Source organism: Paraburkholderia fynbosensis, from assembly GCF_902859935.1.
GTDB lineage: Bacteria > Pseudomonadota > Gammaproteobacteria > Burkholderiales > Burkholderiaceae > Paraburkholderia > Paraburkholderia fynbosensis.
Window position 1 is genome coordinate 18596 of the sequence record NZ_CADIKI010000027.1, and the last position, 12324, is coordinate 30919.

Below are 12324 nucleotides of genomic sequence, written 5' to 3' on the forward strand. Positions count from 1 at the left end.
ATGATTCCTCGAAAGCGTTAGGGGCCCGGGCGTTCGCCGAGCGGTACGGAATGGTGGGAAACGGATGCGGACGAGCGCGGCGCGTGTCGGAACGTGAGCAGCAACGCCGCGCCGATCAGACCGACCGCCGACAGCGACAGCATCCCGGCTTGCGGCGAGTCGGCCCAGTGTTCGGCGAGGCCCTTCAGGTTGGGCGCGACGAAGCCGCCGAGGTTGCCGATCGAATTGATCAGCGCGATGCCTCCCGCGGCTGCGGCGCCACCGAGATAGCCGGTCGGCAAGGTCCAGAACAGCGGTTGCACGGAAACGAAGCCGATCGCGGCGACGCAGAATGCCGTGAGCGCCAGCACAACGGACGAGGTGAGCGCGGATGCGCCGATGCCGAGCGCCGCGAGTGCGAGCATGGCCGCCGCCCAGCTCCGGTGATTGCCTTGGCGATCGGCCATGCGCGTCACACAGAAAGTGCCGACGATCGCCGCGATCCACGGAATGGCGCTCAGCAAGCCGACCTTGGTGCCGACGTGGCCGCCCGTGAGTCCGGCGATGCGCGTCGGCAGATAGAACACCACGCCGTAGACGCTCATCTGAACCGCGAAATAGATCAATGCGCAGAACAGCACGCGCGAGTCGCGCAATGCGGCGAGCACCGAAGCCGGGCCATGCGCGAGCTTGTGCTCGTCTTCTTCGCGCAGAGCGCGATCGAGCGCATCACGTTGTGACGCATCGAGCCAGGCGGCCTTCGCGGGCCGGTCGGTCAGATAGAAATAGGCGACGACGCCCACCACCGACGCCGCCAGCCCCTCGACGACGAACAGCCATTGCCACGGCAACAGGCCGAACGGATTGCCAGAGTCGAGCAACAGACCCGAGACCGGACTGCCGAGCAGCAACGCGAGCGGAAAGCCGAAATAGAACATGCCCATCGTTTGCGAGCGGATTTTTGCAGGAAACCAGTTGGACAGGAACAGAATGATGCCGGGGAAGAAACCGGCCTCGGCGATGCCGAGCAGCGTGCGCAGAATGTAGAAACTCGTAGCGTCGTGAACCAGCGCGGTACACGCCGACACGATGCCCCACGTGACCATGATGCGGCTCATCCAGACGCGCGCGCCGAAGCGGTACATCAGCAGATTGCTCGGCACTTCGAAGACGGCGTAGCCGATGAAGAAGATGCCCGCGCCGAACGCGAAGGCCGCGTCGCTCAAACCCGTGTCGGCCTGCAGCACGTTCTTCGCAAAGCCGACGTTCGCGCGATCGACAAACGCCAGCACATACATCAGGATCAGAAAGGGCAGCAGCCTCGTGCGCGCTTTCGCAATCGCGCTGTCGAGCGCCGCGCCGGCGGTCGTCATCATGCTTCGTCTCCTTGAATTTATTCATCGACCCGGTTTGTCGGTGTAAGTCGCGAGTCGTTCGATAGCCGCTAGTGTGCGAAACTATCCAATAACTGACCATTGAATAAATCGAATCAGCTGATTCCCTGGAGTTATCGCTCACATGATCGCGCCCGCCTCCGCCATTCGCAAACGTCTGCGTCTGCGCCATCTGCAGCTGATGGTCGCGCTCTCGGAGACCGAATCACTGCGGCGCGCCGCCGACGAACTGGCCATGACCCAGCCCGCGGCCACCAAAGCCTTACAGGAACTTGAAGATACCATCGGCGTATCGCTGTTCGTGCGGCATGCGCGCGGCATGGAACCGACGGTCTTCGGCGAGGCCGTGATGCGCTATGCGCGCGTGGTGTTCGAAGATCTCGACGAGTTGCGCGAGGAGCTGGCCGGCATCGAGGCGGGCGACATCGGCAAGGTGCGCATCGGCGCGGTGATGGCGCCGTCGCCCGAATTGCTCACACATACCATCGTCAAGCTGAAAGAAGCGCATCCGCGTCTGCAAATGGCGGTGACGATCGACACCAGCGACGTGCTCGTGCAATCGTTGCAGCAGGACCAGTTGGATATCGTGATCGGACGGATTCCTGATGGCTTTCCGGCGCTCGACCTGAGCTTCGAGACCTTGTCCGAAGAGGCGTTGTCGATCGTCGTGCGCCCCGATCATCCGGCTGCGCTCGCGACCGTGCGGCCGAAGCTCGCGGAGCTCGCACGCTATCCATGGATCATTCAGCCGCATCCGAGTCCGATGCGGCAAGTGATCGACCAGACCTTCCGCGAGTCGCGGGTCGCGCCGCCGGTCAGCACGGTCGAGACGTCGTCGATTTTGACCACATTGTCGTTGCTGCGCGACTCCGACATGCTCGCCGTGCTGCCCAGTTCCGTCGCGCAGTATTACGTCGAACTCGACGCGATTGCCGCCGTGTCCACGCCGCTGCGCGGACGGCTCGCGCCCTATGGCTTGATTCTGCGCAAGAACCGGCGCATCACGCCGGCCACGCAACTGGTGATCGACTCGATTCGCGCGGGGTGAGTGGCGCTTCCTGGCGGATGTGAAGTGTGGCGTCGTCAAACGGCGCGCCGCCACGCAACGATTTGTTCAACGTCTTGAACGCCCGGCGAATTCGAGCTCGCCGCGATTCTCGAGATCGTCGGACGTGGTGGTCGTGTCGAGCGGAATATCCGGCCGCATGAAGAACGTCGCGACGATCCCCACCGCGAGCAGCCCAAGCGAGCCGGCAAACGGCAGCGTCCAGCTTCCCGTGCGATCCACCACGAGGCCGAACACGATCGGCGTGAAAATCCCCGCTACCGCCGAGCCCGCATTCACCAGCCCGCTCGCGACACCGACGTGTTTCGGCGTGATGTCCATCGGCACGGCCCACACCGGCCCGATCGTCATTTCGAGGAAGAAGAACGACAGGCTCATGCAGGCCGCCATCACCGGCAACGACTTCACCACCATGACGGGTGCGAGGAATACCAGCGCACCGAGGAACGCGCCGATGATCACATTGCGCCGCGCCGCGACGACATTGCGCGTGCGCTTCAGCACACGGTCGCTGATCACGCCGCCCGCCGTGTTGCCGACCACGCCGGACAGAAACACGCCGGCCGAAAACATCGCCGAGCTTTTCAGGTCGAGACCGCGGCCATGCATGAAGAAAGTCGGCAACCACGTGAAGAAGAGCCAGCCGGTCCATCCATAGCAGAAGTACACGAGCATGGTCGGGCCAATGCGTTTGAGAAGACGCCGCCACGGTGTCGGCTCGCCCGTTTTTTCGACCACCACCTTGCCCGCTGGCGGCAATTCCGCTTCTTCCTGCGCGGTCATATGACGATGTTTGCGCGGGTTGTCGGTGAAATACCATGCGTAGACCACGACCCACACGAACGTCAACGCACCGACCACGAAGAACGATGCGCGCCACGACGAGTACGCGACCAGCAACGCGACGAACGGAGGCGTGATGGCATTGCCGAGCCGCGAGAACGAATGCGTCAGCCCTTGCACGAAGCCGCGCTTGCTGGAAGGAAACCAGTTGGTCAATGCGCGGGCCTGTGCCGGCAATGCCGCGCCCTCGCCGATGCCGAGCAGCATGCGCGCACAGAACAGCGAGACGATACCGCCCGCGAGACCGGTGGCGACCGTCGCGACGATCCAGATGCTCGCGCAGGTGACGAGCGTGAGCTTCGCCCCAAAGCGATCGCTGACCCAGCCGCCGATCACCTGGCAGATCGTGTACGTGTACGCGAATGCCGCGAAGACGAGCCCCACGTGGGTGTTGCTCAAATGCAGGTCGTCGCGGATCAGACCCGCCGCGGCCGACAGATTGACGCGATCGAGATACATGATGAACGACATCGCGCACATGATCGCGAGAATCGCTCGACTGACTTTGGGTCGATGCAACATTGTCTCTGTCTCCTCCGGATATTTCGCCTCGTTGCCCCGGTACGACTCGGGATGCGGGCTGCTGATGCGTCCAGCCGGCGCAGGGAGCGCGGCGCTCAGTTTTGTGCGGCCATTATCTGGACACCGGCGATAATTGACCAATGAATTGTTTCGATACTGCGATCACCGGTGGTTATCGCTGAGACGTTCGCCGCGTGCTACCGGCCTGCATGCAGTCTGCAGGCATAATGCCTGCGGACGCATGACGTGACCGCAGACCGGATCGCCTTCGCACCGCTGACCGGATGATGAACACCTGACTGTGAGCCCCATGGCGCAATACCTGAACGCTGCAACCCTGCTCGAACTCGCTCGCGCCGCGCAAACGCGCGCCACCGCGCCTTGCGCATGCACGAAAACGCCGCTGGACGGCTGGCAATCGCAGCCGCTGTCGCTCGACGAGACGCAGTTCGAGGAAATCGGCACGCTGTTGCCCGAAGACGATCCCGAACCGACCTTCAGCGAGTATCTGCCGGGCAAGACGAACTACTGGTCGGCCGATGCGCCGATCGCGCCGCGCTACTTCCCGTACAACCGCTGCGCGCTCTGGCAGTGCTCATTGTGTACGCGGCTTTATCTTCGCTACGTAGAAGGTGGCGGGTATTTCGTCGATCGCAGAATCCGTGCGGTGCACGCGGAGTTGATCGAGGACGTGCCGCTTGCGGCGTGATGCGTGTGGCGTGATGAACGCTTCGGCATTGCGCGTCGAAGCGTTCGTCATGCGCAGATACAACGACGCACCACTCAAACGCTCGCGATATGCGTGTCGGAGATCGCACGCACGTCGATACGGCGCGGCAGAATCGCGTCGCGGTTCGCGCTGTCGGCGACCTTCTGAAGCGCGGCGATGTCGGCGTCGGTGACGAAATGCTGCTTCAGCGACGCGCGCTGCGTGATCCGTTTCGCGGCATCGATCGGCGAGCGTGTCAGCGTCGCGTAGATCTGTGCATAGGCGTCGGGATTGGCCAACGCCCAATCGCCCGCGCGTTGCAGTCTCAGCAGAAAATCGGCGATCGCCTTGCGCTTGTGCGCATCCGCGAGCGCGGCGCCCGAGGCGGTGATAAAGCCCAGTCCGCTATTGATACCCGTGCCGTCGCGCAGAATCCGCGCGCCGCGTTGCACGGCGATGCCGTAGTAAGGATCGAACGTCGCCCACACTTCGATCGATCCGGATGCGAACGCCGCGAACGCGTCCACCGGCAGAATGAAGCGGACCGTCACGTCGTCTCTCGACAGTCCCGCCTCGGCAAGCGCGCCATAGAGCTGGAACTGTGAAATGCTGCCGCGCGCCGACGACACGAACACCGTGCGCCCTTTCAGGTCCGCCACCGTGGCGATCTTCGAATTCGGCGCGACTAGAATGCCCAGCTGCGCACCCGAGCCGACACGCGTTGCGACGATCTTCAACGTGGGATCGCCGAGCGCGGCCGCAAGCACCGGCAAGTCGCCTGCCGGCGCGAGATCGACGGCATTCGCGCGTTGTGCTTCGAAGAGCGGCGCCGCGCCCTGAAAGTTGGCCCAGCGATACGCATACGGCGCACCGTCGAGCACCCTGGCGGCTTCGACTAGCGCGCGCGTGGCGCCCGCCTGGTCGCCTAGCACGAGCGTGGTCGACGCTGCCCCGGCTGCGTGTGCAGCACGTGAAGCAAACACGCTCGCGGCGAGTGCCGGTGTGACGCCGAGCAGCTTCAGCGCACGGCGTCGCTGGAAAAACGACGGCCAAACGGATGCGGCCATATGTCCTCGCTTACGATTGAGTGACAAGCGTAGCGGCGGTCGCGGGTCGTGGGAATGAATTGATTGCGATATGTATATGAGCGCTCGCGTGAATATCATTGCTCGTGATCGATAACCACGCATTCGAAGCTGCTCGCGCAGGCCGCCGCCTCCATCGCTTCGGGCAGCGCGGCGAGCGGATAGACACGCGGGTGCAGCTTGGCGAGATCGAGCTGCCCGCTGCGAACCAGGTCGAGCAGCCGACGATATGACTCACGCGGATACATGAACTGGCCGACAATTTCCCAGCCGTTCAACATGACTTCGGTATAGGGAATCGGCAGCGGCACGGCCATGCTGCCCATCAGAACCAGCCGGCCGCCTTGCGCGAGACCGCGTAGCGCCGCTAGCGTGAGATTGGGATCGCTCGCATTGCCGACCATGTCGAATGCCATATGCGCGCCGCCGTGCGTAGCCTCGCGCAGCGCTTGGGCGTCGGCCTGCACGTCGCCGGTGGCCGTGACCGTGACGACCCGCGCACGGTCAAGCGCCGCAAGCGCCTCGAGCGCCCGCGCATTTCTCCCCACCGCGACGATCCGGCTCGCGCCCATCGCCAAGGCAAGCAGCACGGCGCCGGTGCCATAGGCGCCCGTCGCGCCGGACACGATCAGCGTTTCGCCGGCAGCGAGCCGGCCGCGCAACAGCCCGCCGAGCGGCACGATGCAGCGGGTGGTCATCGCCAGCTGAACGGAACTCAGATGCGGCAGATCGTCGGCCGGCGTCACCGCGCTGGCGGGATACGACGCATATTCGGCCAGCGTGCCGTCGGGCCAGTCGGCCTGCACGCGCTCTGCTGCCGCGCCGTTAGCGGTCACGCCCAGCAAAACCTGTGCGGGCTCCCGCACGTTTTCCTGCGCGACGAAATACGACGACAGAACGACACGCTGCCCGGGACGCAGATGCCACACGTCGCGACCCACCGAATGTACGATACCCACGCCATTGCCACCCGGGACGAACGGCTGTGAAGGTACGTGGTAGATCGGCAGTTTGCCGTCCACGTAGGCCTTCATGTACGACATCAGCGAGGACGCTTCGACGCGAACCACGACGCCGCCCGCGCGCGGTTGCGGCACCGGAATGTCGTTCAGACTCAGGGCGCCGCCCAGCCGTTCGAGTTGCCATGCTTTCATCGAAGAGATCCTCCGTGTATGCGCGTTGCCACGGCTCGCTTGTTGTTGCACCAAGCCGCACGGTTCGTCGCGTGGATGGCGCTATGATCCCGCCAAAAAACGTCCGTGCCTATAATAGAAAAGCCCTCATTCCTATTAGACCGTACATTTATGGACGCGCTTTCCGACGTACTCTCGATGCTGCGCGTGAGCAGCGTGCTGTCGTCCCGGTTCGAAGGCAGTGGGGCGTGGGCGTTCCGCTTCGCCGCGTATCAGGGCATCAAGTTCGGTGGGGTGCTGGCGGGCCGCTCTCATCTGTGGATCGAAGGCAGCAAGGCGCCGCTGACGCTCGAACCGGGCGACTTCTACATGCTGACGGACGGTCAGCCGTTTTATTCGGCAAGCGACCCACGCCGCGCGCCGCTCGATGGTCCGGCAACTTACCGTCGTATTCGCGGCGCGGATGGCGTCGTGCGTTATCGCGGTGAAGGTGAAGGTAATTGTGATGAAGGCGGCGGGCGACGTGATTCCGAACGCGTGATCATCGCGAGCGGCCGCTTCACGTTCGAAAACGACGTCACAGGCAAGCTGCTGAGCCATCTGCCGCCGCTGATTCATCTGCGCGCCGCAGAGCTAGGTTCGCAAGCGCTGTCACGCTTGCTCGATCTGCTCGGATGGGAAACGACCGGCCTGCATGCGGGTGCGGACATCGCGCGCAGCAGTCTCGCGGCGCTGGTGCTCGTGCACGTGCTGCGAACTTATCTCGCGTCTACGCCGCAACCCGAGGGTTGGCTCGGGGCGCTTGCCGATCCGAAGATCGGCAGCGCGTTGTCGATGATGCACGCGCAGCCTGGCGAACGCTGGACCGTCGAGAGCCTGGCGTACGCGGTGGGTATGTCGCGCACCGCGTTCGCAGCGCGCTTTCGCCGCCAGGTGGGCAGTGCGCCCGTCGAATATCTCGCGCAGTGGCGGATGACGATCGCGTGTTCCGCGCTCAAGCACTCGGAAGCGTCACTGACCGACATCGCGTTGCGCATCGGCTATTTGTCCGACACCGCGTTCAGCATCGCATTCAAGCGCTCGACCGGGCAGAGCCCCGGCCGCTTTCGCGCGCTCAGCCGCGAGACGTGACGGTTGCCGGACGACGTCGGGCACTTCGCCGGCGGTGCGCCGATAGAAAGTGAGTCACTGGGTGCCGTTTTTTCGTTTCCAGCCAGCTTCCGGCACCCGCTCTCTTCCCTCACTCACGCCGCGCGATACATCTGCGCACCCCACGGCGCGCCGATCGTGCCGCCATCCACGACAATCTCAGCGCCGGTCATTCCCGAGGCGTCCCGCGACGCAAGAAACAGCACCGCCGCCGCCACTTCTTCCGGCGCCGCAAGACGGCCCATCGGAATACGCGGTGAGAGCGCCTGTTCGGTTCCGTCGAGCGTTGCGCCCTCGCGTGCGCCGCGCGTCCAGATCGGCGTGCGCGTGCCGCCCGGAATCACCGTGTTCACGCGGATGCCGCGCTGCACGAGCTCGGATGCGAAGACCTTCGCCATGCCGGTGATGCCCGCCTTGGTGGCCGAATAAGCGGCCGAGCCCGGCGAGCCGAGTTCGCGCATCACCGAACCGTTCAATACGATCGAGCCACCTTCGCTCATCAACGGAAGCGCCGCCTGCACCGTCAGAAACACCGCTGTCAGGTTCGTGCGAAGAATCGCGTCGAACGCTGCGGCCGATGTGCCGCCGAGCGGCGTCGGTCCCGAAATGCCGGCGTTGGCGAACACGATGTCCAATGCGCCAAACGCGCTTTCGATTTGCTTGAACAGCGCGCCGATTGCGGCTTCGTCATCCAGATTAGCCTGCACGCCTAGCGCGTTTTCGCCCAACTCCGACACCGCCTGATCGAGCTTGGCCCGGTCGCGGCCCGTGATTACCACTCGCGCGCCTTCGGCAATCAGCAGCTTCGCCGTGACGAAACCGATGCCGCTATTCCCACCCGTAACCAACGCTGTCTTTCCTGTGAAACGCATCTTCCTTCTCCTTGATCGCTCCGCCGGCACGGTCCCTAAGCCACGGCCGCGCGACGCCCTGAACGGTTAAGCGGCTTCGTGCCGCTGCTGACAAACGAACTATTGCGAGGACCTTCCGTCATCCTCATTCTGCATGTTGATCATCATGCACATTTTCAGTATTATGATCATCATGCAGATTGTCAAGTGTCGGAGAACGGAAAAATGGGCTACTCACAGGCGCAGAAGGCTGAAAGCAGGCAGCGCGTTCTGGAAACGGCGGCGCGGCAAATTCGTGAAGACGGGATCGCCGCGCTCGGCGTCGCGGACTGCATGCGCAGCGCCGGACTCACGCATGGCGCGTTCTACGGCCATTTCGATTCACGCGACGCGCTGATTGTCGAGGCGCTCGAATACGCGGTCGCGCAAAGCCGGGAACGTATCGAAGCGCTGCATACCGGAACGGGTGCGTCCAACGCAAATGAGCCGCTGCGGGCGATTGCGGAGGCGTTTCTCAGCGAGCGTCATATCAGGAACCCCGGCAGCGGCTGCGCGTTGTGTGCGCTCGCCGGCGAGGCGCGCCATGCGAGCCCCGAAGTTCGCGAGCGGCTGACAGCCTACGTACATACGCTGGCGGCACAAATCGCCGAGACACTGGCGGGTCGAAGCAAGAGCGCGGCGCTTGGCATCGTCGCGACCATCATCGGGGCGGTCACGCTGGCGCGGGCGGTGGACGACAAGCAACTCGCGAAATCGATTCTCGCTGCATCGCTCGATCTGATCGTGGCTCAGGGCGGAGATGCCGGCGCCGGGTGAAACCGTTGCACGCCGTCTCGCACGCGTTGCCGTGACGGTCGTTCAGGCAATCATCCAATCTATTCCAATGAAGCCGCCGGACGAGCCGGTGTATTTTTCCTTCCGGTGACGGCAACCGGCCGGGCCCTCAACGGGCCCGCGATGACAATACCGCTACGGCAGTGGCTTGCGTTACTCTCGCGTGGTGTCGCCGCTGTGGCGGCGGCGCTGCTGCTCGCGGCGGTGCTGTTTGCGCGGGGCACCGTCATCACACGCACACTCTCATCGTTGCGCCGATCATGCTGGTCGAGTGGCAGGTCGAACCCGGTTGCGTGCCGATGGTCATCGCGGGATTGCTGATCGAGCATCCGGACTTCACGGCACTCAACACCGCGGGCTGGGCCGTGCCGACCTACATGATCGCGGTACCGAGGAGGGGTGTCTGCTCTCTGGCGTGGTTCGCGATGCTGCGCCATTTGCCGCCTGAAGTGGCATCCATCGGCATGCTACTCGTGCCGATCATGGGCAACAGGCTACGGCAGCTCAGACGCCGTCGCTATCCCTGCTCAGACGCCGCGCAAGCTCGCGACCGCGTCCCGTCAGTTTGAGTGTCGAGATATCGCCGTCGTCGCGCCAGGCGATCTCGACCAGTTCATAGCGGCTCAGCGCAAGTACTTCCGCATCGAGTTCTTGCAGACGCCTTTCGGCATCGCTCAGGCGCAGCAGGGTCGCGACTTCGTGATGGGTCAGCATCGGCTACCTCGTCGGTGAATAGAGGACATGCCGACATCGTAGACACCCAGTCCGACATTCAGACTACGGTTGTGTTGCGCGAAATTACCGCGTTACAAATGGCGAGGACGTTCGCCGCCACCGCGCAGGCTCACGCTACTTGCCGCGCGCCACGGACACCAGTTCCTTGACACGCCGTGCGATGCTCCCCAGCACGCCATCGGGTCCACTCGTGGACGCCTTTCTGTGCGGCATGTTCTGCAAATCGTGCCAGTCATCGTGGAGCGAACGCGCATGACTCGCCGGTGTGAACGGCCACTCGATCACCACCGCCCGCAGGATCGCCGCACGCGGTCCTTTCTCGGCCCGGTCGATATACGCATTGATCGCCAACGCCTCTTGCCTCGCCGATTCGTGGGAATCGGTGGCAATGAAGTCGTTCAGCCCTTCGATATGGACGCACCATAACTGTTCGCTCACGTCCTGTCTCCGTATGGGTTCCTGATTGCCGACCCGCTCGCTGCGGATAACGCCCTGTTCGCCTGCGGCATTCCCGCTCAACACACCACCGATATACCGCCATTTTTATACCCGGACCATTCGGGGCTCTGCTTTCCAAAACCACTACCCGACTTCCTGTACCGTATTACTGGGGCCTCGATCTAAGATCAGTAAGCATTAGGATGATGAAGCCCCTTGAATACAGTCGCGAAAATGATTTTGACGTCCAGTGCGAATGACCAGTTGCGCAGGTAATACAAATCGTGCGCCACACGGCCCTCCATCTTTTCGAGGCGATCGGTTTCACCGCGAAAGCCGTTGATCTGCGCCCATCCGGTGATGCCGGGTTTGATCCGGTAGCGGTGGATGTAGCCTGACACGATGTGCTGATAGAGATCGTCGTGTTCGAGCGCGTGAGGACGCGGCCCGACCACCGACATATCGCCGCGCAGCACATTGAAGAACTGCGGCAGTTCATCGAGACTCGTGCGCCGAAGGAATCCGCCCACCTTCGTAATGCGTGGATCATCGCGTGTCGCCTGCTCCAGCAAGCCCGGCTTCTGCTCGTGCAGACGCATGGTGCGAAATTTGTAAATGCTGAAAACCCGCCCGTCTGCGCCTTTGCGGCGCTGCCTGAAGAAGACCGGGCCGGGCGAACTCAGCTTCACGGCAATCGCGCAGGCGAGCAGAATCGGCGACACCGCGATCAGCGCCCCTAGCGCAAAAAACCAGTCGAACAATTCCTTCTGCACCATTGCCTTGGGCGGTAGCGGCGACGCGGCCAGATTGATCGTCGGCAGCCCCAGCAGGTCGGTCATGCTGCCTTCGAAGAGCGCAAGCGTGCGCACATCGGGCATGAACCGGATATTGATCAGGTCGTTGCGAAACTCGTCGACGAGCCGGAGAATCGAACGCTCTTCGGTCAGCGGCAACGCCAGCCACACTTCGCCGATATTCTGCTCACGAACGTATCGGGCAAAAGCGGCATGCTCTTCAAAGACCCTGACGGGCGCCGCGGTCGCGACTGCGCTGCCCGGGCGCAGGTTATATAACGCGTTGGCGCGAAAACCAGCGGCAGGCGACATTTCCATCTTGCGAATGATTTCGTCGCAATGCTCTGCGCACGCCGCAACCGCAACCTGCTGCAAATTCAAACCCGCATTGCGCATCCGGCCGAGCAACGCATGCGTCACCATGCGCCCGGCCATCATCGCCGCACCCGAAATACCGGTCCAATACACGAACCAGAGACGCGACACGAAATCGATCTGGTGCAGCGAAAACATCAGCACCATCGCGCACGCCTGAACGAGCAGCCAGCCGAGCGCGACGTGCCCCGCGAGCGCGCGCTTGGAGCGGCCGCGCCATGACTCGTACACGCCCAGCGCCGGAAACACCGCGAGTGCAAAGGCCGCCGCAAAGGCCACGAACGCCAGATAGAAACTGCGCTGCGAGTCCGTTTCGAAACGGATCTGCGAGGCCACGAGAGCGCCCGAGAGGATCATCGCCACGTCGAACAATCTTGCCAGTAGACCAGTAATCAATCGCATTGCAGCCCCCTGAGA

At 63.3% G+C, this 12324-nt stretch carries 12 protein-coding genes; 4 read left to right on the plus strand and 8 right to left on the minus strand.

All coding sequences use genetic code 11. The features are described from left to right. Positions 1-17: 17 nt before the first annotated feature. Entirely contained in the window at positions 18-1355 is a 1338-nt protein-coding gene (locus HV770_RS32780; protein WP_425497525.1) for an MFS transporter, read from the minus strand. A 142-nt stretch (positions 1356-1497) separates the two neighbouring features. On the opposite strand from HV770_RS32780, the gene HV770_RS32785 reads away from it, so the two are divergent. After that, positions 1498-2421 (plus strand): LysR family transcriptional regulator, encoded by a 924-nt coding sequence (locus tag HV770_RS32785; protein ID WP_175165644.1) that lies wholly within the window; start codon positions 1498-1500, stop codon positions 2419-2421. Positions 2422-2487: 66 nt separating this feature from the next. On the opposite strand, the gene HV770_RS32790 is transcribed toward HV770_RS32785, so the two are convergent. Beyond that, on the minus strand, positions 2488-3804 hold the full coding sequence (locus tag HV770_RS32790) for an MFS transporter (protein WP_175165645.1): 1317 nt from the start codon (positions 3802-3804) through the stop codon (positions 2488-2490). Between the two features lie 310 nt (positions 3805-4114). Between HV770_RS32790 and HV770_RS32795 the strand changes: the two genes are divergently transcribed. Beyond that, positions 4115-4513 (plus strand): hypothetical protein, encoded by a 399-nt coding sequence (locus HV770_RS32795; protein WP_175165646.1) that lies wholly within the window; start codon positions 4115-4117, stop codon positions 4511-4513. A 74-nt stretch (positions 4514-4587) separates the two neighbouring features. Here the strand turns inward: HV770_RS32795 and HV770_RS32800 are convergent, their stop codons facing one another. Both HV770_RS32800 and HV770_RS32805 read right to left on the minus strand, forming a co-directional pair. Then, positions 4588-5580 (minus strand): ABC transporter substrate-binding protein, encoded by a 993-nt coding sequence (locus tag HV770_RS32800; protein WP_175165647.1) that lies wholly within the window; start codon positions 5578-5580, stop codon positions 4588-4590. 95 nt (positions 5581-5675) lie between these two features. Then, positions 5676-6752: a zinc-binding dehydrogenase gene (locus tag HV770_RS32805; protein ID WP_175165648.1), complete on the minus strand. Its 1077-nt coding sequence runs from the start codon at positions 6750-6752 to the stop codon at positions 5676-5678. Positions 6753-6902: 150 nt separating this feature from the next. On the opposite strand from HV770_RS32805, the gene HV770_RS32810 reads away from it, so the two are divergent. Beyond that, the gene (locus tag HV770_RS32810; RefSeq protein WP_175165649.1) at positions 6903-7862 is read left to right on the plus strand and encodes an AraC family transcriptional regulator; all 960 of its coding nucleotides are present in this window, start codon (positions 6903-6905) and stop codon (positions 7860-7862) included. 113 nt (positions 7863-7975) lie between these two features. Here HV770_RS32810 and HV770_RS32815 read toward each other — a convergent pair whose 3' ends face one another. After that, positions 7976-8752 (minus strand): SDR family NAD(P)-dependent oxidoreductase, encoded by a 777-nt coding sequence (locus HV770_RS32815; protein ID WP_175165650.1) that lies wholly within the window; start codon positions 8750-8752, stop codon positions 7976-7978. 204 nt (positions 8753-8956) lie between these two features. Between HV770_RS32815 and HV770_RS32820 the strand changes: the two genes are divergently transcribed. Continuing rightward, the gene (locus HV770_RS32820; protein WP_175165651.1) at positions 8957-9547 is read left to right on the plus strand and encodes a TetR/AcrR family transcriptional regulator; all 591 of its coding nucleotides are present in this window, start codon (positions 8957-8959) and stop codon (positions 9545-9547) included. Between the two features lie 522 nt (positions 9548-10069). Here HV770_RS32820 and HV770_RS32825 read toward each other — a convergent pair. The 3 genes from HV770_RS32825 to HV770_RS32835 all read right to left on the minus strand — a co-directional run bounded on the left by HV770_RS32825 (position 10070) and on the right by HV770_RS32835 (position 12309). After that, entirely contained in the window at positions 10070-10279 is a 210-nt protein-coding gene (locus tag HV770_RS32825; protein WP_175165652.1) for a hypothetical protein, read from the minus strand. A 135-nt stretch (positions 10280-10414) separates the two neighbouring features. Next, complete coding sequence (locus tag HV770_RS32830) at positions 10415-10738, minus strand: hypothetical protein (RefSeq protein ID WP_121320825.1); 324 nt, start codon at positions 10736-10738, stop codon at positions 10415-10417. A 188-nt stretch (positions 10739-10926) separates the two neighbouring features. Further along, positions 10927-12309, minus strand: coding sequence for an undecaprenyl-phosphate glucose phosphotransferase (locus HV770_RS32835; RefSeq protein WP_175165653.1), 1383 nt, complete (start codon positions 12307-12309; stop codon positions 10927-10929). Between the last annotated feature and the right edge of the window lie 15 nt (positions 12310-12324).